20 protein-coding genes are annotated in these 18,857 nt (G+C 51.7%); 14 read left to right on the top strand and 6 right to left on the bottom strand.

Annotated features, from left to right (window positions below; genetic code table 11):
• Positions 1 to 8: 8 nt before the first annotated feature.
• Both cysW and ACQKPA_RS11195 read left to right on the top strand, forming a co-directional pair.
• Complete coding sequence (gene cysW / locus ACQKPA_RS11200) at positions 9 to 875, top strand: sulfate ABC transporter permease subunit CysW (RefSeq protein ID WP_427492171.1); 867 nt, start codon at positions 9 to 11, stop codon at positions 873 to 875.
• Positions 876 to 1,021: 146 nt separating this feature from the next.
• Entirely contained in the window at positions 1,022 to 1,243 is a 222-nt protein-coding gene (locus ACQKPA_RS11195) for a YezD family protein (RefSeq protein WP_100540014.1), read from the top strand.
• 296 nt (positions 1,244 to 1,539) lie between these two features.
• On the opposite strand, the gene ACQKPA_RS11190 is transcribed toward ACQKPA_RS11195, so the two are convergent.
• A complete protein-coding gene (locus ACQKPA_RS11190; RefSeq protein ID WP_427492169.1) occupies positions 1,540 to 2,451 on the bottom strand; it encodes a hypothetical protein in 912 nt (303 codons plus the stop codon).
• 149 nt (positions 2,452 to 2,600) lie between these two features.
• Between ACQKPA_RS11190 and ACQKPA_RS11185 the strand changes: the two genes are divergently transcribed.
• Both ACQKPA_RS11185 and ACQKPA_RS11180 read left to right on the top strand, forming a co-directional pair.
• Complete coding sequence (locus tag ACQKPA_RS11185) at positions 2,601 to 3,584, top strand: alpha/beta fold hydrolase (RefSeq protein ID WP_427492167.1); 984 nt, start codon at positions 2,601 to 2,603, stop codon at positions 3,582 to 3,584.
• Between the two features lie 21 nt (positions 3,585 to 3,605).
• Positions 3,606 to 4,358 carry a MerR family transcriptional regulator gene (locus ACQKPA_RS11180; RefSeq protein WP_427492165.1) on the top strand — a complete coding sequence of 251 codons (753 nt, stop codon included), beginning with the start codon at positions 3,606 to 3,608 and terminating at the stop codon, positions 4,356 to 4,358.
• A gap of 399 nt (positions 4,359 to 4,757) precedes the next feature.
• Here the strand turns inward: ACQKPA_RS11180 and ACQKPA_RS11175 are convergent, their stop codons facing one another.
• Positions 4,758 to 5,651: a hypothetical protein gene (locus ACQKPA_RS11175; protein ID WP_427492163.1), complete on the bottom strand. Its 894-nt coding sequence runs from the start codon at positions 5,649 to 5,651 to the stop codon at positions 4,758 to 4,760.
• A gap of 364 nt (positions 5,652 to 6,015) precedes the next feature.
• Here ACQKPA_RS11175 and ACQKPA_RS11170 point away from each other — a divergent pair, with 364 nt between their 5' ends.
• Positions 6,016 to 6,648 carry an NAD(P)-dependent oxidoreductase gene (locus ACQKPA_RS11170; RefSeq protein ID WP_427492161.1) on the top strand — a complete coding sequence of 211 codons (633 nt, stop codon included), beginning with the start codon at positions 6,016 to 6,018 and terminating at the stop codon, positions 6,646 to 6,648.
• A 66-nt stretch (positions 6,649 to 6,714) separates the two neighbouring features.
• Positions 6,715 to 8,463: an NAD(P)H-hydrate dehydratase gene (locus tag ACQKPA_RS11165; RefSeq protein WP_427492159.1), complete on the top strand. Its 1,749-nt coding sequence runs from the start codon at positions 6,715 to 6,717 to the stop codon at positions 8,461 to 8,463.
• Positions 8,464 to 8,526: 63 nt separating this feature from the next.
• Here ACQKPA_RS11165 and ACQKPA_RS11160 read toward each other — a convergent pair whose 3' ends face one another.
• On the bottom strand, positions 8,527 to 8,982 hold the full coding sequence (locus ACQKPA_RS11160; RefSeq protein ID WP_427492157.1) for a hypothetical protein: 456 nt from the start codon (positions 8,980 to 8,982) through the stop codon (positions 8,527 to 8,529).
• Between the two features lie 55 nt (positions 8,983 to 9,037).
• Positions 9,038 to 9,946 (bottom strand): SDR family oxidoreductase, encoded by a 909-nt coding sequence (locus ACQKPA_RS11155; RefSeq protein WP_427492155.1) that lies wholly within the window; start codon positions 9,944 to 9,946, stop codon positions 9,038 to 9,040.
• A gap of 366 nt (positions 9,947 to 10,312) precedes the next feature.
• On the opposite strand from ACQKPA_RS11155, the gene ssuE reads away from it, so the two are divergent.
• From ssuE to ACQKPA_RS11115, 8 genes are all read left to right on the top strand, one after another.
• On the top strand, positions 10,313 to 10,858 hold the full coding sequence (gene ssuE / locus ACQKPA_RS11150; protein ID WP_427492153.1) for an NADPH-dependent FMN reductase: 546 nt from the start codon (positions 10,313 to 10,315) through the stop codon (positions 10,856 to 10,858).
• A gap of 61 nt (positions 10,859 to 10,919) precedes the next feature.
• The gene (locus tag ACQKPA_RS11145) at positions 10,920 to 11,510 is read left to right on the top strand and encodes an AAA family ATPase (RefSeq protein WP_127595553.1); all 591 of its coding nucleotides are present in this window, start codon (positions 10,920 to 10,922) and stop codon (positions 11,508 to 11,510) included.
• A 285-nt stretch (positions 11,511 to 11,795) separates the two neighbouring features.
• Positions 11,796 to 12,563, top strand: coding sequence for an AAA family ATPase (locus tag ACQKPA_RS11140; RefSeq protein ID WP_427492151.1), 768 nt, complete (start codon positions 11,796 to 11,798; stop codon positions 12,561 to 12,563).
• A 335-nt stretch (positions 12,564 to 12,898) separates the two neighbouring features.
• Complete coding sequence (locus ACQKPA_RS11135; RefSeq protein ID WP_427492149.1) at positions 12,899 to 13,306, top strand: MarR family winged helix-turn-helix transcriptional regulator; 408 nt, start codon at positions 12,899 to 12,901, stop codon at positions 13,304 to 13,306.
• 81 nt (positions 13,307 to 13,387) lie between these two features.
• Positions 13,388 to 14,806: an MDR family MFS transporter gene (locus ACQKPA_RS11130; protein ID WP_427492147.1), complete on the top strand. Its 1,419-nt coding sequence runs from the start codon at positions 13,388 to 13,390 to the stop codon at positions 14,804 to 14,806.
• 309 nt (positions 14,807 to 15,115) lie between these two features.
• Positions 15,116 to 15,913 (top strand): DUF817 domain-containing protein, encoded by a 798-nt coding sequence (locus tag ACQKPA_RS11125; RefSeq protein WP_427492145.1) that lies wholly within the window; start codon positions 15,116 to 15,118, stop codon positions 15,911 to 15,913.
• 163 nt (positions 15,914 to 16,076) lie between these two features.
• Positions 16,077 to 16,220: a hypothetical protein gene (locus tag ACQKPA_RS11120; RefSeq protein ID WP_216532891.1), complete on the top strand. Its 144-nt coding sequence runs from the start codon at positions 16,077 to 16,079 to the stop codon at positions 16,218 to 16,220.
• A 125-nt stretch (positions 16,221 to 16,345) separates the two neighbouring features.
• The gene (locus tag ACQKPA_RS11115; RefSeq protein ID WP_427492143.1) at positions 16,346 to 17,287 is read left to right on the top strand and encodes a GNAT family N-acetyltransferase; all 942 of its coding nucleotides are present in this window, start codon (positions 16,346 to 16,348) and stop codon (positions 17,285 to 17,287) included.
• 121 nt (positions 17,288 to 17,408) lie between these two features.
• Here ACQKPA_RS11115 and ACQKPA_RS11110 read toward each other — a convergent pair whose 3' ends face one another.
• Both ACQKPA_RS11110 and ACQKPA_RS11105 read right to left on the bottom strand, forming a co-directional pair.
• A complete protein-coding gene (locus ACQKPA_RS11110; protein ID WP_071222122.1) occupies positions 17,409 to 18,440 on the bottom strand; it encodes a ribonucleotide-diphosphate reductase subunit beta in 1,032 nt (343 codons plus the stop codon).
• Positions 18,441 to 18,648: 208 nt separating this feature from the next.
• On the bottom strand, positions 18,649 to 18,857 hold a 209-nt coding region (locus ACQKPA_RS11105; protein ID WP_427492141.1), incomplete at its 5' end, for a hypothetical protein.

Here is an 18,857-nt window from a genome sequence, read left to right as displayed (position 1 = left end):
GGATCTATATGGCTGGAACTGTACCCGCCGCCGTTTCCGCAGCGAAACGAAACACGCCGTCCTCTCCGGCTGCAGCGGAGAAGCCGTGGGTGAAATGGACATTCATAAGTTTGGCTGGGCTTGTGCTGTTGTGGCTTATTGTGCTGCCTCTGATTACGGTGATGTCCGAAGCGCTTAAGAAGGGATGGGACGTCTATATAGCGGCCCTTTCCGATCCAGATGCCCTATCCGCGCTTCAGCTGACTTTACTGGTAGCGGCCATTGCGGTACCGCTGAATTCGATTTTCGGTGTCATCGCGGCATGGACCATAACGAAGTTCCGTTTTAAAGGCAAAAATCTGTTGATTACGCTGCTCGATCTGCCGTTTGCGGTATCGCCGGTCATTGGAGGTTTAATCTTTGTGCTGATCTTCGGTCGGCAGGGATGGTTTGGCCCTTGGCTTGAAAGCCATGATATCAAGATTATTTTTGCCGTGCCCGGCATTGTTCTGGCTACGTTATTTGTCACGTTTCCCTTTGTGGCCAAAGAATTGATCCCGCTGATGGAAGATCAAGGGACAAAGGAAGAGGAGGCGGCAGTAACATTGGGCGCCAAGGGCTGGCAAATCTTCTGGAGGGTCACCCTGCCCAATATCAAGTGGGGGCTGTTGTACGGAATCATTCTGTGCAACGCCAGAGCCATGGGCGAGTTTGGGGCCGTGTCCGTCGTATCCGGCCATATCCGCGGCGAGACCAATACGTTGCCCCTTCATGTCGAAATTTTGTACAATGAATATCAGTTTTCGGCATCGTTCGCGGTGGCCTCATTATTGCTGTTATTAGCCGTTGTCACACTACTTCTGAAAAATTGGTTTACGCGAAAAAATGCCCATTGACAGTCGTTTCCAACCCATGCTAATGTTAATTCATACTATATAGGTTGGAAAAGAATGAATAATGAATCCGTTAAATTAGACTGTCACTTCGGCTTATGATGATTGAGTGAATATATTTGGGCTTTGCCCGGTGAGGAGGCGTATCCATGGCTAAACCATTAAAAGTGGATGAAATGTGGCTCGAACGCATAGCAAGCCTGCTGAACGACATGGAATTCGGTTCGCTGCAAATCGTAGTGCATGAGGGTCAAATCGTTCAGATGGAACGAACGGAGCGCAAGCGTTTCGAGAATACGGCCTCCGGAGCGGTCAAGACGTCAGGACCGCCCCGGGCATCCGGCCAACAGCGAAGAACGAATGCAAGATGATTCCGCAAGGTTATCGAGTATCGAGATAAGAACTTCCATCGACGCCATGTAGTGCACCTTATCCAGTAGACTTTGGAAAAACACCCCGGAGTGTAAACCGATGTAGTCTAAGGGAGGCGCGCTTCAGCATTCATGCGGGAGTTCTTTTCTTTTTTAAAGAACACAGGAATACGGTATGGAAGAGCGTGATATCGGATAATATCTGTCTGCCCCAGAGGATTGCGAAGATAAAAAAACAGCCCGGCCGATGAATTTCGGCACGGGTTGTTTTTCGTAATACTCATGTCGCTGTTGTCTTATCTGGACCGTAGAGGACTGCTGCTAATCTCCGGTTCACTGGAATTGGCCATCTCACTAAGAGGGTCGTGATCTCCCGCAGGATGAAGAAATTGTTCCATAAGCTCCGGGTGCCCGGCATAGGGCCGCTCACGCCGCTGGCGAGTGGCCGTAACCCGGAAACCCGCCAAATACAGCAAGCATTGGGTAGCCAAAACGTAAGGCGAGGCCTCGTTCCAGGCCAGATTAAACAGGGCTGAAGCCACAATCAGCAGATGCAGTACGGTATAGATAACGCCATGCGTTCTTCTTCTGGAATCCATCAACAGTCGGTAGAAAGAGACTGTGGCAATCATATTGGAGAGCCATAGACACCATACCTCGGGGCTTGTCCAGGCAGAGGATTGCCTTAGTTCTTGGACGAGAATCGTCGTCCATAGGATTGCAGCACCCAGTGAAAGGGCAGGTATTGCAGGTTTCAAGAGCAGCCATAATCCCATACCCCAACCTGGTTTCTCGAGCCGTCCAACCAGCTCGTCGCGCTCCTTCATAAGCCTGTTGATCTCGCGATCCAGCAGCTTATGAAGTGTTGTTAACCTGGATTCATCACGATCGCTTAGAAAGGTATCAATCTGTTCGTGGAGCTCACGAGTCAACAGGTCAGCGGATTTGCATTCCTGCAGAAGCCGGATAAGCAGATCTTCGGGGACAGCCGTTCGGGTCGGTCGATTGATTAGGGTTCCCAGAGGCCCGGCCAGTCTGGTGTAAATCGTCAAGGACTGACGAATGCGAGCGAGTGAATCCTTGCGTGCACCCAATAGCCGGGATGCACTGTATATGTACAGGCCCGTAAATACCGCAGTGGCAAGAAGCACGGCCACGAGCGTGTCGAGTGAGCCAAAGATATCAACCATCCATTCCGTAAGGGACAAGCGGATCCCTCCTTCAATATTCTACCTTTCACTATTGCACAACATGGGAGGGATTTCAAGCCGATTCGGTAACAGGAAGCTATAGAAAGCAGGCGGGGTTGCGTATAACGTTACGTCATACCCTATAGTCACCTTAGGAGGGGATGGAAGTGAAACGAAAAAAAGGATGGGTAATCTTGGGTAGCATTCTCATTGCGATACTAGCTATACTGACGGTAATAGGCTTTCTATTCAGAGATGACGGGTCGTTAAGCGGTTTTGTTACAGAGGATGGGCGGAAGGAATATGCAGCAGCTTATGATGAGGCGATGAGTCACTTGCCAGAACCGATGGAATCGATCCAGGTTAATACCGAATTTGGCGTGGTGCAGCTCTACAAGTTCCAGGGGAGCGATACACCGAATAAAGCACCCTTATTACTGCTTCCCGGAAAAGGATCTGCTACACCTATGTGGGAGGCCAATCTAAGCGGCTTTCTTGAACATCGGCCTGTATACACCCTTGATTTGATAGGAGAGCCGGGTTTAAGCACAGAAACCAGACGGATTGAAACCGCTGCGGACCAAGCAGCATGGTTAGGGCAAGTATTGGATCAGCTGCCGGAATCAGAGATCCACCTATTAGGGCTGTCGTTCGGCGGATGGAGTGCGGCGAATCTGGCGCTCAAGCATCCGGAGAAGATTCACTCGCTCATATTGCTGGACCCGGTCTATGTGTTTGGCCCCATTCCGTTGAAAATGACACTGGTATCCATTCCGGCGACTGTACCCATGGTGCCCAAACCGATCCGGGAGAAAATGCTCAGCTATATATCCGGCGGGGCTGAAGTCGATGACAGCGACCCGACCGCCAAATTAATCGAAACCGGGATGCGGACATTCAAGAGCAAGCTGCCCATGCCGGAAGCCATCCAGCCGGAACAATTAGCTGAGCTGACGATACCGGTGCTCGGTATATTAGCTGGGCAATCGACGATGCACCATGCTGAAAAATCGTATCAAACGGGGATGGATGCCCTGAAAGATCCTAATAGCGAGATGGTCGTATTTGAAGATGCCTCGCATGCGATTAACGGGGAATACCCTAAAGAGTTACTGGAAACGATAGAAGCTTTTTTAGCGAAAATCGAGTAAGGGACGGGAAGGGATGGGTTCATGGGAAAAAAATATTCCGTAAAAGAAATCAGTCAATTGTCGGGAATAACTCCGCGAACCATTCAGTATTACGATAACGAAGGAATTCTTAAGGCTGAGCGAGATGAGCTGGGACATAGAGTATATTATGAAAAACAGCTGTATGTACTTGAACAGATTATGTTCTATAGAGCCATCGGTTTCTCTTTAAGCAAGATCAAAGAACAATTGATCGTGGGCACGGGGGAGCAGGATATCGAGGCCATATTAGATTATCAGGAGTCTGTCCTTTATTCACAGAAAGAGAGCATCCAAGCCAAACTTGACGGATTGCATGTAGCAAAGGAAATGATGAAAGAAGGGTACAACGTACCCTGGGAGCTGTTAGCCCATCTCATGCGTTCGTTGAATGAGGTCGATATGTCGGCTTGGAAAGAATACGAATTTTCGGAGGAAGACTCGCGGTTATTTCAAAAAGTATTTAACTCTGAGCAGGCGGCATTGGATTTTTACAATACGTTCAGAAAAATATCACTGCAAGCTGCAGCTTATAAGGCCTCAAACGTTCCCATCGAGTCCCGTTTAGCCAGGGCCTCAGCCCAAGAATGGCAACGGATGGTTCAACGTGTGACCCATGGCGACGAACGGATTCATGCTGCCTTCTTAGCAGTCGATCGAAATCGGGATCGATGGAACGCTGGAGAGCGTCAGCTTGTAATGGAAGCAGAACAATATTTGCAGGACGTCTTGAAGCACTACACTGATCTTGAATGAGCTGCAAGCTGCCCGGGTGCTGCTTCCTATGCAGGAAGCTTAATCGTATTCTTTTGTTTACATGATTCTATGTTTACATGCTTGATCGGTTTTTCTATCGGTAAACAATGTTTCCTCAAGGTAACATAAGGGGCCGAGCCGCATATAGTATATGAATAAGACATCGAAGAGAGGGAGGGGCCGGGGGGATGGAAGTGCAGGTGAAAAAAGCGCCGCTTCAACGCGCGAAATTGACGGTCGGTTATGTTCTGCTTCTCATGTTGACGGTTTAAGAGCGATCAGGCCTTTTACCCGATGGAGAGGATGAGTTCCTTCATCTGAAAATATAAAGATGGCGCCAGAGGAAACACCCTCTTGAAACGCCATCTTTTTTATTCCCATTATGAAATAATCGCGATGTTATCGATCGGAGTCATGCAATGCCTTCCAGTATCTGTAGTCATGAATGGCGAATCCGGAGAACGAAGGGTGCTTCTCCGCTTTGATGCATACCTTGGACAACTGCTCTTCCATATAAGACGTGCCTTCTTCAAAAAAGGTGATGTAAGCTCCCTCATTGCTCGATTTGGTCTCTACGGCAATCAAGGCTTCCTTGCCAAGTTCATCGGCTTCCTTAAGCTCGGCAGCAGCGACGTTATAAATGGTGTCTGCCTGATCACGATAGGCCATAATGACGACCTGATCGAACTGCTGGATCATCCACCGACTGATCGACATCGACTGATCCGGCAGCTTGTAGCCGTGCAGCCAGAATGTCATGTCGGAGCCGATGGGCAGATTCAGCGTGTGCGCTTCATGGACCAGATAACGGACGCCCGCCTGCCATTGCTTTACCACGGAGGCCTGGTTTGTTTTCCACTCGGGCAGCACATGCGGCTCGATATCGACATGAATCCCGGTAAAGCGCTCATTCGGTGCAGCGGAAGCCTGATATTCAGCGGTCCATTGAATGAAAGTCTCCAATCGGTGACGCTCCGTTTCCAGCGCCCAGTTAGGCGCGCCGCCAAGGACATGAATCGCGATCCCCTGTTTATCTGCTTGGCGGATAAAGCTGCGGTAATATTCGGGACGAACATCGCGGTTCATCTGCAGATAGAGCACATTGACTCCTTGACTGGCGGCAAAATTCAGAATGTCGTTAGCCGAATCTTGAATCTGCGGGGTATCCCAGAACCAGGTTGCCTTCTGGCGGGGTTCGGCCGTAGCGGCATCAGGCTTAAGAGATAAGCTGCTTAGCAGCAGCAGACTGCCTGCGAGACAGAGGGCCAGCCAGCGGACGTATTTTTTTTTCATAATATGGATAATCTCCTTTACAATACGATTAGCTCATAGGAAAATGACAAATTCCAACAAACACACAACATTAGTATTGCGATTCAAGTCATTATTCAAGTTATATATATTCGTAAATATGCACTTATGTATTCTATCGGCGAAAATAACATGGCGGTACATAGGTCTAAAGATCTATTATTTTGAGGAAAAATGAACGAGTGGAGTTTGAAGAGGTCTGCATGGGGATAAGTAAATAGGAAGTGTGACAGCCGGGAACGGCTATAGATAACACCAAGTGTTCATAATACTACTTAGGATTCAAGAAGAGCCATTCATCACCAGGGGTGATGTAGTATAATTTCTAAGCGAAGGAGCGATGAACATGAAGGTAGCATTAATTGGAGCAAGCGGAACGATCGGAAGAAGAATTACGGAGGAAGCGCTGCGACGGGGGCACGAAGTTACTGCGATTTTGCGTAATCCGGATCGATTGGATGCAGAGCATGAGCAATTAAAGAAGGTTAAAGCGGATGTAATGGATCCTTCATCATTAGAAGAGGCGATTCAAGGGCATGATGCTGTCATTAGCGCTTTCGGCCCGAAGTTCGGCCGGGAAGAGGAACTCGTTGCAGCCGCACGCACGATTATGGAGGGAACGAGACGCGGCGGCGTAACCCGCCTGTTGATCGTTGGCGGCGCTGGCAGCTTGATCGCCGACAGCGGCGTACCGCTTATGGAAACCCCGGAATTTCCGGAAGAGATCAGACCGCTTGCCCGTGCGCACGCGGATGCTTACGATCTTTATAAGGAAAGCGATCTGGAATGGACGTATATCAGTCCGGCCGCCATCATCGAGCCGGGGAAACGTACCGGACAGTTCCGGATCGGCATGGATCGCCTGGTGACGGACGAGAGCGGAAGCAGCCGAATCTCGGTTGAAGATTTCGCGGTAGCGGTGATCGATGAGCTGGATGATCCGCAGTTTATTCAGTCCCGTTTTACCGTTGCTTATTAATAGACAGGCATCCTGAGTCGCCAACGCGTTTGCGTAGGATATATCGAAGCAAAGGGGAGAGCTTGGATGTATGTTGTGACGTCTGAACAGATGAGGGCACTCGACAACCATACGATTCATCAAATCGGCATTCCGGCCATAGCTCTGATGGAAAATGCAGGTAAGGCGATTGCCGAGGAAGTCCTGAAGCTGTGCCTAGAGCGTGATAGAGTGAGCCGTTCTCTTTACGGAGCCGCTGCTGGGACAGCAGGAAAGGCTCGGTCCTTCATGCCCGGAGACGGGCGGGATGAACAGCGGCTATCCTTACCGGAGCATTCGGCAGCGGCGCAGGCTTTTATCGCCGGGGATGACCTGGCTCTGGAGATGAGCCGTCCGTCGCCTGTCATCGACGGGGACGCTCGATTGCCCACCGCGCATGCGGCGCAGGAGCACTGGCTCATTCTGGTGGGCAAGGGCAATAACGGCGGCGACGGGGTAGTCGCCGCCCGGCATTTGCGTGACGCGGGGATACGCGTCACGTTGCTCTACGCCGCCGAGCCGTCCGCGCTTGCCGGCGAGGCGGCGGTGCAGCGGGATGCCGCGGCAGCGCTTGGCATCCCGGCTCTGGTCCACGGCCGTGATGCCGTGGACAACGGCGCGTACACCGGCATCGTGGACGCGCTGCTCGGCACGGGCGCGACGGGCGCGCCCCGCGGCGCTTACGCCGCGCTGATCCAGGCCGCCAATGAGAGCGGCCTACCGATTGTGTCCGCGGATATTCCGAGCGGACTGGACGCCGATACCGGCGCGCGGCACGAGCCGTGCATCTCGGCCGCGGTGACGGTATGCCTCGCATTCCTGAAGCGAGGCTTGGTGCAGTACCCCGGCGCCGAGGCGGCCGGCCGGGTGGTAGTCCGCGCCATCGGCATTCCCGCATCGCTGTGCCGGGAGCAGGGCGTCAGCACGCATCTGCTTACCCCGCATGTCCTTCGGACGGAGCTGGGCGCCGACGTGTCGCGCAGCCGCGCGCCGGACGGACATAAAGGCACCTACGGTCACGTGCTGACCGTAGGGGGCAGCCGCACGATGAGCGGCGCAGGCCTGCTCGCTTCCCGGGCAGCACTTCGTGCGGGCTGCGGCCTGGTGACCTGGGCGCTCCCTGCAAGCCTGGTGCTGCCGCTGAGTGGAGCCGTGCCCGAGGTGATGCTCGCCCCCGCCACAGGCGAAGAGAGCGGCGGCTACTGGGATGAGGCCTCCGCGGGGCAGGTGCTGGAACTCGCCAAAACCCGCGATGTGCTGGCCGTAGGTCCAGGACTTGGCCGTTTTGAAGGAGATGCCAGATGGCTTCGCCGTTTGTGGGAAGAATGGGAAGGACCGCTGGTGGTGGATGCCGATGCGCTGAATATGCTGTCCGCGGCCGGTGATTTCGGCACCTGGAAGCCGCGCGGTGCGGCAACCGTGCTGACCCCGCATCCGGGGGAGATGTCCCGGCTGCTGGGTATCCTGACCGCCGAGCTGCAGCGGGACCGGATCGGTGCCGCTGCATCGTTCGCAACCGGTCACGGGGTTACCCTCGTGCTTAAGGGGGCGCATACCGTCGTGGCTTCGCCGGACGGACAAGCCTACATCAACACAACCGGCACCTCCGGCATGGCGACCGGAGGCACCGGGGACGTGCTGACCGGCATCATTGCCAGCCTGCTGGCGCAAGGATATGCCGGTCCGTCTGCAGCCGCGCTTGGCGTGTGGCTGCACGGCCGTGCCGGCGAGCGAGCCGCGCGGCACCGGGGACATCCCGCCTCGGTCATCGCCGGGGATGTCATCGAAGCACTTTGACGCGAAGAGAAAGAGCCCTCATCGAAGGGCTTTTTTTCATGGAAGAAAGCTTAGTCGCTTGAATCAGATCACCCAGCACAACAGGGGAACGACCAAGGCAAAGAACGGGGTGGCCAGAGAATTGCTGGAGAACGTATGCTTTCCCCACAAGAAGATGAGCAGTGTTAAGGCTCCTGCTGCTGCGCGCAGCCAGAGCTGCTCCGGATTTCCGCCTGTGAATAAGGCGAAGAACAGAAACCCGACGGCTCCGTACACTGCGGCTTGTTTACCCTTATGCAGGGAAGGCAAGAACGAGAGTATAGCATCTGCCGCAAGGGATGCAGTCAGCGCGTAACCGTATACCCAGTGCTCTTGCGGCAGATAGAGGCCTAACCATTCCGAAGCTCGATCAGCGCCGGGAGGCCACACCCAATCGAGCAGGCTCAGCAGCAGCACAACGATGCCGGCGCTGGCCAGCTTGTTTAATGCATAAAATCCCATGTCCATCCGGCCGGACCGTTTAGGAATTCCCGTGTTCATGGTACACATCCTCTGCTTGTTATTCATAGCTTCTAGAACGCTTAAGGCACCGCTGTTAACTGGTTACCATCTGTCCCCCGTTGACGTGAATAGCCTGACCCGTGACAAAAGAGGAACAGATGGACGACGCCAAGTAAACATAGGCGGGTGCCAGCTCATAGGGTTGTGCCGCCCGCTTCATCGGTGAATCCGTTCCGAATACGGCCACCTCCTCGGCAGGGAAGCTGGATGGGATGAGCGGTGTCCAGACCGAGCCGGGAGCGACGGAATTGACGCGGATGCCTTGATCGACGAGCGAAAGGGCAAGGGATCGGGTAAGGGAAACGATGGCGCCTTTAGTGGAAGAATAGTCGATGAGCTCCTTAAATCCTTGATAGGCGGTAATGGAGGCCGTGTTGATGATCGACGCCCCGGATTTCATGTGGGGCAGCGCAGCTTGGATCATGAAGAAAAAGGGAAAGATATTGGTTTGATAGGTATGATGCAGCTGTTCCTCTGTGATGTCCAGGATGCTGCGCTGAACATACTGGACGGCATGGTTGTTTACGAGCACATCCAGCTTGCCGAAGTGGGCTATCGTCTCGTTTACTATGGCTTCGCAGTTCTTTTTATATCTCAGGTCGATCTTCATTAAGAGGCAGCGTCTGCCGAGCGACTCAATCCGCTGCTTCGTCACTTCCGCATCCGAAGTCTCATATAAGTATGGGATGACCAGATCGGCACCTTCCTTGGCAAAGGCAATGGCCGCCGCTTTGCCGATGCCGCTGTCCCCTCCGGTTACAATGGCGATTTTGCCATCCAGTTTACCGCTGCCCCGGTAGGCGGGATCCTCGCTGATCGGACGCGGTGACATGAGGCTTTCAAGACCGGGCTGGCAGTTTTGATGCTGGGGAGGGAACGCGATGGGCTGTTCCTTGCATTCGGTTTTGGAGCCTACGTATGGAATGGGCTGCTGGGGATTCATTTCCTTCCTCCTTTGATATACAGAGTATTTTCGTTGAACGCCGATGCTTTATCTCTATGCATCCGCCCAGTCGGGGGTGCCGTTTATGAGCAGGATAGGAGAAAGGTCGTGCGCAAACGCGCGGGTTACAGATTTTTTTTACGATGTCTCTCGGGCTATTGGAGCGAAGTGTAATGGTTCGCGAATCGCCAAGGTTCAATTGCCGGAGTTGCTGCATTGACAAAAGCGCGGACACATTGATACGATGATACTAATTCTGACAAGTTTGCTCTGATTTATATTGGTTGACGTTTGAGAGGACCTTACATAGCGATCTTATGAATGGATGAGATGGCGACACTATAAGATAAGCCGAGGTGAATGATTATGGCGAAAGCTGTTATTATTAACGGGAGTCCTACAGCCGGATCCCGATTGAATGCGGTTATGGAATATGCGGAGCAGGCATTGACTGCTGCGAATTTCGAGGTTAGCCGGATCGACGTGGCCGGGCTGCCGCCTGAGGATTTGATTCATACCAAGTTTGAGAGTGAGCATATTGTCAAAGCGAACGGACTTGTGGCCGAGGCCGATGCCGTGATTGTGGCGAGTCCGGTTTATAAAGCTTCGTTTACCGGTGTTCTGAAGACCTTTTTAGACCTGATTCCGCAAAAAGGCTTGGCCGGCAAAATCGTGCTTCCGATGTTTATCGGCGGCAGTCTCGCACATCTGCTGGCGATTGATTATTCGCTCAAGCCCGTGCTTTCTTCGATCGGGGCCCGTCATATTCTTGGCGGCGTGTACGCGGTGGATGCTCAGGTGGCACGTACCGAGGATGGCGGATTTGATGTAGCGGAAGTGCTTCAGGAACGCTTGACCTCCGCGATGGAGGAATTAATTGAAGAAACCCGTTACCGGACAGAACGCGCATAAGGATGGCATGAGTGGACGGCAGGGATATGAAAGCGATAGAGATCATATGGAGGGATACCATTTGCAAAAGCTAGTGTTTTTTGTCGGCGTGGCCGGTACAGGCAAGACAACCGTAGCCAAGAAGCTTGCAGTCCGTATACCGGCTGCATTTCTCGACCGTGATACGGTGGGGGGACGCTTTGTTGAGAAGTTCCTGGAAAGTAACGGACTGGATCCGAATGACCGCGACTCTTCCTTTTATAAAGAGAACCTGCGCGATCTGGAATATGATACGACCAAGGATATTTGCATCGAGAACCTGGGTGCGGGGCAAAATGTTTTTATGATTTCTCCGTTTACCGCAGAGCTCAAGAACCGCGAATGGATTGAAGAAGTCATTGCATCGGCAGGGCTAACGAAGAACGACGTTGACGTGAAGGTCATCGTGGTTGCGCTCAAAGACATGGATTTGCAGAAGGAGCGCATCATTGACAGACAGACCGAGCGGGATCAGTGGAAGCTGGATCATTGGGACGATTTCAAGAAACGCGTCGATTTCGTGCCGGAAGTGAACTGGGACATTCCGCAGACGTCCATTAAGGTATTCGATAACAGCGGCGATTTGACGGAAGAGAAGGTTGAGGAACTCTATCAGTTTATCGTAAGCGAATAGCATATCAGAATAACAGCATTCGATATCGTATAAAAAAGTGCGTCATACCAGGTGCCGGCGAGCCCTGTGATGGCGCATTTTTATTGAGTATCGACGAGGCATCAACAGCTCAAGGCAATGCCCTCCTGTTATGGCGTAAAAAAGGATGTTCGTATTCACCCTTCAGGGAAACGTCCCATGTTTATGCTCAGAAATATCGAGCGATGGTCTTGAATTGGAACCATTGCTTGAATGATATATAGTAGAGTAGTAATTATAGGCTTCACAATCAAGGAGGGAAAGCGCTTGGATAATGCTGCTATGCTTGCCTATCTACGAAGCGTTGTGTTAATGAGGGATCGTATCCCTTCATTTCATGAATATCCTTTTAATTTGCCGGCCGTTGCGGCTTTGGACGGCCTCCATTTTCATCCGAAGGTCACTTACATCGTAGGCGAGAATGGCATGGGCAAATCCACGCTGCTGGAGGCGATTGCCGCAGCCCTTGGGTTTAATCCGGAAGGAGGAACGATGAACTTCTCGTTCTCAACCGAGGAGACGCATTCCAAGCTTCATGAATATATACGAACCGTTCGAGGCGTACGCAAACCGCGGGATGGTTTTTTCTTTCGGGCGGAGAGTTATTATAACGTCGCAACGAATATCGACCGCTTGGATGCCGAATGGAGCTTCGGCCCGCCCATCAAAGATTCCTACGGCGGTAAATCACTTCACCAGCAGTCGCATGGAGAATCGTTTTTTGCTACCTTTTTGCACCGATTCTGGGGGAATGGCTTGTATATTATGGACGAGCCGGAAGCGGCCTTGTCCCCGTTTCGCCAAATGGCGCTGCTTAGACGCATCCATGACCTGGTCCAGGAAGACTCGCAGTTTATTATTTCCACGCATTCACCAATCGTTATGGCATATCCTGATTCCATCATCTACAAGCTGACTTCCGAAGGGGTGGAAGAGTCGAGCTTGGAGGAAACGGATCATTATATGATTACGAAGGAATTCGTGAATCGGCGGGAAGCGATGCTGCATGAATTGTTTGCAGAGGATGAGGAATAAACGGGAAAGATAAGGGCACGTAAGATCGCATAGATCTTGCGAGTCCTTTTTTTATATAGGAGCCTGTTATCGAACCGAGCGTTTCGAGTCAGGGGAATGATTGGGAGTTTTTCATCCGTAAATGTTTCTGATTTTAAGAATATGGATGTTCGAAATTCTGAAATAAACTTTGAATAACTTAAGTAGTTAGCCTGTTATCCCTTAATAAATGGGATAAAATAGAATGATAATCATGAAAATGGTGTTTACAAGTTAGAATCATTGAACTAAAATAAAAAGCGAGGTGAAAAACTCTGGAGAACGGAAGAGAAGCAAGCGTCGAGAGACTCATGGAGATGTATCGTGAGTTATCGGATAAAATGACGAGCCATCGGGTCGTATCTTTTTTGAGTCACTTGAGAAAGAACGATTTAACGATGAATCAGTATAAGATCTTAAGTTTGATCGAGCAGCAGGGTCCGCTGCTTCCCAACCGTTTGGCTGAGCATATGGAGCTAAAGGCTGCAACGATCACGTATTTGGTGGACGCTCTGGGACAGCGGGGGTTGGTGGTTCGAACGCCAAATCCCAGTGATGGACGCAGCCACTATGTCAATCTTACGGCAGAAGGCCGGCAGCTTGTGCTCGATGCCCGCAGCGAAGGAGATTACGCCGTCATGGAATCCCTCAAGCAGCTGGATGAGGACGAGGCGGATAACCTGTATATTTTACTGCGATTGCTTGGCAAAAAATTATTTCCATAACCAAAGACAAAACTCTTTGAATCCCGCCTCCAGCTCTGTTAACCAGATCCGGGCGGGGTTACTTTGTTTAGGAGGCTTCATGTGAATACACAAGATAAATCTTCTTTTTGGCTTATTATGAGCGCTATCTTTTTCGGTAATTTTCTGGCGGTGCTCAGCATCACGACCATCAACGTGGCCTTTCCCGTTGTCATGGAACAGTTCGATGCCACACTGAGCACCACCCAATGGCTGATGGCCGGGTATCTGCTGGCAACGGGCATTGTGGCTCCCATCGTAGGCTACATGGGGGACCAGCTTAGTTATAAGAGGTTGTTTGTCCTGGCATTGTTGGGCTTTACGCTCTCGTCGCTATTATGCGTTGTAGCCTGGAATATCGAGACTTTGATTGCTTTCCGGATTACGCAAGGCGTGTTCGGCGGGATGATTATCCCGATTACGATGACCATCATCTACCAGGTATTCCCCCGGGAACGGCAAGCCTACGCCATGGGACTATGGAGCCTGGCCTCTATGCTGGCACCGGTGATTGGGCCGACACTTGGCGGATGGCTGGTGCAATATTTTGGATGGAAATCGATTTTCGTTCTAAATATTCCGATCGGCCTGATCTCGATGGTCATCGTAAACAAATTCATTCCTTTTTATCGACTGACCGGGAAGAAGAGGTTCGATTTCCTCGGATTCTTGACGGTGGTGGCGGGCAGTTCTCTTTTGCTGCTCTCCTTCAGCCACGGTAACGATTGGGGCTGGGGATCCTGGAAGACCCTGTCCCTGCTCATCTCCGGAATCTTACTGCTGCTGTTCTTCATTAAGTGGGAACTGCGGATTTCATCCCCTTTATTGCAGCTTAAAGTATTCAAATTCCCCCGGTTTCGGTACAGCTTGATCCTGAACTGCATCGTGACGATATCGCTGTATACGGGAACCTTGCTGGTGCCGCTCTATTTGCAGACCGTGCTGAAGCTGTCTCCGATGGATACCGGACTTATCATGCTGCCGGGCGCGGTTGTCATGGCAGCTGCGTCGCCGATTATCGGCAAATTTTATGATCGGATCGGTCCATTCCGGCTGGTGATCACGGGAGTCCTTATCATTGTGGCAGCCACGCTCGCTTTCAGCGGAATCGGCATCCATACCTCGGTTCTGTACATTTCCTTGCTGCAGCTGGTTCGCTGCCTCGGCATTGCTTTATGCAATATGCCGTTAACGAACGCAGCGATGAGCGCGGTGTCCAGCGAATATTCAGGCCACGCATCGTCCATCACGAACTGGGCGCGCCAAGGGCTCGCTTCATTATCGATCGGCATATTCAGCGCACTGGTGGTATCCAGAACGTCTTACTACATGGGCGCGGGGGCTTCGACCCAGCGTGCCGCGACAACGATGGGCATTGATGACGTGTTTATGATCGGAACGATGGTGGCTGTTATTGCCATACCTCTTACATTTTTGTTACGGGTCAAAAAGAAAAAAACGGCTCACCCTGTTGCGCTCTGATCGGGCGTTCATCGGCCATGTGGAGAAGATAATCCTTCGGGCCGTTGAAGCCTGGCGTAAGATAGGGAAACTCGAAAGGTATCAAGCGATGAAATGGGGTTTGTTGAGCTGCATCGTTGGCGTCAAGGACAACCTCAAGCATGGGCAAATAGGACGTTAACTGGTAAGAGGGCAGCTGAAGAGCTGCTCTCTTTTTTTGCATTACACCCGTCAATGGATTGCACGAATTATGACAACGCTGTTCTTTTATTGAAATCGCGGTCTGTGGTAGGGTGAAGTATACGAATGTGCAGGTGGTAGGAGGAGCTTATGGAATTTATACGGAAGCTGTGGATTTTCGGTTATCAGCAGGCGTTGTCCTGCATATTTCCGGTTATGATCTTCGGTGCGCTGGGACTGACCAAGGTGGTTGAAATTCCCGGCTTGGCGCGGTATGATCTCATCCTTCTCATATGTGTGCTGGCGCAAATCGGGATGCTGGTGAGCAAGCTGGAGACATGGGATGAGCTGAAAGTCATCTGCGTCTTTCACGTCATCGGTTTGATGCTGGAGCTGTATAAAGTGCATATGGGCTCGTGGTCTTACCCGGAGGAAGGCTGGAGCAAAATCGGCGGCGTCCCGCTGTACAGCGGCTTTATGTACGCCAGTGTGGCCAGTTATATATGCCAGGCATGGCGCCGAATGCATTTACGTATAACGGGCTGGCCGCTGCCTGTGCTGACCGTGCTGATCAGCGCAGCGATCTATGCCAACTTCTTTACCCATCACTATGTGTGGGACGCACGCTGGCTGCTCACGGCATTGTTATTCGTGGTGTTCGGCAGAACCATGGTGTATTTTGACGTGGACGGAAAAACGCTGCGGATGCCGATGGTGCTGTCGTTTCTGCTGATTGGCTTTTTCATCTGGATCGCTGAGAACATTTCTACGTTTCTTGGGGCCTGGACTTATCCGGGTCAGGAGCGGACATGGAGCCTTGTGCATATCGGCAAAATCAGCTCGTGGTTTCTGCTGGTGGTGATCAGTGTCATCATTGTGGCTCAGCTGAAGCATCTGAAGCAGGGCAGAGGACCGTCCCAAGGCAATCCGAAGGGAACGGTCATGTGAGTCGGTTTAGCGGATTTGACCATTTATGCCTAATCATATATCCTATGGTTAATTAGATGATGGAAAGCTGACGTTGCGACTCGAGCTTAAGGCGAGAGACTCTGTATGAACGTAGATGTTTGTCATAGATGAACCGCGCGAAACAGAAGGGGGGAGTATTCACATGAAAAAAAGATCATTGGCGTCTTTGGCAAAAGGCATGGGATACTCCACCGCTGTTTTCTTTGATCCGTCCGATCATGGGAGAAGTGTGTCCAAAATCGGATATTCGGGCGATCAAGGATCCTTCCATTCGGTGACCGAATGAGGATGCAGTGGAATTAAACACCACAGGTCGCTTGCTTGTGGTTGCATAGATCGGCATGTACACCACAGGTGCGCTGTGGTGTTTTTTTGTGCTTCTAATGATTCAAACAGAGGAGAGGGATACGTATGTTCATGCAAGGGAAACAGATTTATGTGAAGTCGGTAGAGGAATCGGATGTGGACGCACTTCTGAAGCTCGAGAAGGATAACCGGGATTTTTTCCAGCGGTTCACGGGTTTAAGGGAAGAGAGTTTCTACACCCATCAGGGACAGCTAGAGCGGATCCGAAAGGCCATGGAAGCCAGCAAGGCAGATCAAGGGTATGTCTATGTGATTGGGCTGCGGGACTCCGGAGCGATAATCGGGGAGATTATGCTGACCGAAGTGGTGCGGGGGAATCTGCAGAGCTGCTGGATCGGTTATTTTCTGGACCAAGACCATAACGGAAAGGGGTATATGACCGAAGCGGTTCAATTGGTAGTGAAGTTTGCCTTTCAGGAATTGAGGTTTCACCGGATTGAGGCGGGTGTGATGCCGCACAACCGGGGCTCGATCCGAGTGCTCCTGAAATCCGGATTCCATAAAGAAGGCATTGCCCGAAAAAACGTGAAAATCAACGGAACGTGGGAAGACCATCAGACGCTGGCTATTTTGAATGAAGGAGATGAGGAGCAGCCGTCTCCAATTCAGCGGTACAATCCACCTGTCATTGCCCCGCCGAACGGGCCTTATACCCATACAACCAAGGTTCCGAGAGGGAGCGAGCTGTTGGTCTTCTCCGGTCAGGTGGGAACCGACAGGGAAGGGAACTTGCCGGACGATATGAAGCAGCAGGTGGAGAATACCTTGGCGAACATTGAGAGGTTATTGGCTGCGGAAGCGATGTCGGCGGATCATATCGTCAAAATTAACATTTGGGCGGCACAGGAGGTCGACTGGGATCATTTCCATCAAGTATGGGAGAAATTCCATGGGGGGAAGGCGCCGGCCATGACGATGGCCTACGTGCCGGCATTGGCGATGCCGTCCATTCAGGTAGAGATCGAGGTATGGGCAGCGAAGGGATAGCATTGATAAACCGTAAGTAAGAGCTGTGGACTTGGACTGTGGCCGATCATATACAGAAACAAAAAAACCTCCGTGGATTCCTGTTAAGGGATCACGGAGGTTTGTTGACATGGAGAGGAGCTTATAGATCGTCAAAACCGTTGTCGTCGCCAACTTTGCCGTAGTTACGGGATTTGGCTTCGAAGAAGTCGGTCTTCGTCGCGTTGAGGGCTTCATCGGAGAAAGGCTTGATCCATGGCATGCAGTTAACGTCCACGCCTTCATAAGCCTTTTCCAGACCCATCATGGTGATGCGACGGTTCGCGATGTACTTGATGTAATCGCCCAATTCGTTCAGATCGATGCCGCGCACATTGCTGAGTGTGTAGTGAGCCCAGTTGGTCTCAAGCTCAACAGCACGATCGATGGTGCGGTACAGGTAGTCGATGTTCTCTTTCGTGTTCAGCTCAGGGAAGTCCTTGAGCAGCTGCTTGAACACTTCGGCGAAGAAGTAGCAGTGCTGGTTCTCGTCACGCTGAATATAGGAAATCATCTGGCTGGTTGCCATCATCTTCTGGTCACGGGCCAGGTTGTAGAAGAAGGCAAACGTGCTGTAAAAGAAGATTCCTTCCAGGATCAGGTCCGCCACCATCGCTTCGAAGAAGGACTGCGGCGACGGGTTGTCACGGAAGTTTTGATAGATGTCCGAAATGAACTGATTGCGCTCTAGCAGAACCGGATCATGCTTCCAATACTCGAAGATTTCCTTCTGCTCCTGATCCGAAACGATGGAAGAGAGCACATAGGAATAGGATTGGTTGTGAACCACCTCTTGCTGACCGATGATGGCCGAGATGGCTTCGAGCGACGAATCGGTGAAGTAACGCTTCACGTCGCTGACAAACATCGTCTGCATAGAATCCAGAACAGCCAGCAGAGAAATGTTGATCTTGAAGGTGCGCTGCTCTTCAGGGTCCAGGCGCGGGAATTGCTGCGCATCCTTGGACATTGGAATCTCGTCCGCGATCCAATGGTTCAGCAGCAAGACCTTGTACAGTTTATACATATGAGGCATCCGAATGTCGTTCCAGTTCAGGATCCCGGAGCATTCACCTTCAATGACGCGAGTGGAGCGGTTGGGTGCTTCGGTGTTAAATATCTTTTGCATTTGCATGCCGATTTTCTCTCCTTGTATATCATAGTAGGGCGGCGCATAGGCAAAGCTGAGAGACACCTCCCAGCATATTCACGGGACGGGTATCGCACCGGGACGGGTTTCCATCTCCAGCCGCTTGTTGTCCGCCCTTTGCCTGAATATATTTTTAAGGTTGCAAAGGGCCCCCAAAGGCGGACGTAAACTCTTCCGATTGGATACCCTTACCCTAGTAGTCTTTTATTAGAAAGCTTATTCCCGCCTGCAATGCGTGAACACCCGCATGCAGCCGTTTGATGCTTGTTTGCACTGCAAGAGAAGCGATTCCCAAGGGGAGAGCGATCCCAGCAGGCAGCAACTCAACAAAACGCACGAAACTCATGGTCCCTGCGCCGCATGAGAAGCGATTCCCGAAGGGAGAGCGATCCATGCAGATAG

The sequence above is a fragment of the Paenibacillus sp. NPDC093718 genome, assembly GCF_050279985.1.
Classification (GTDB): Bacteria; Bacillota; Bacilli; order Paenibacillales; family Paenibacillaceae; genus Paenibacillus_AQ.
Note: the sequence above shows the minus strand (reverse complement) of the source record. Positions and strands in the feature narration are given on the sequence as shown.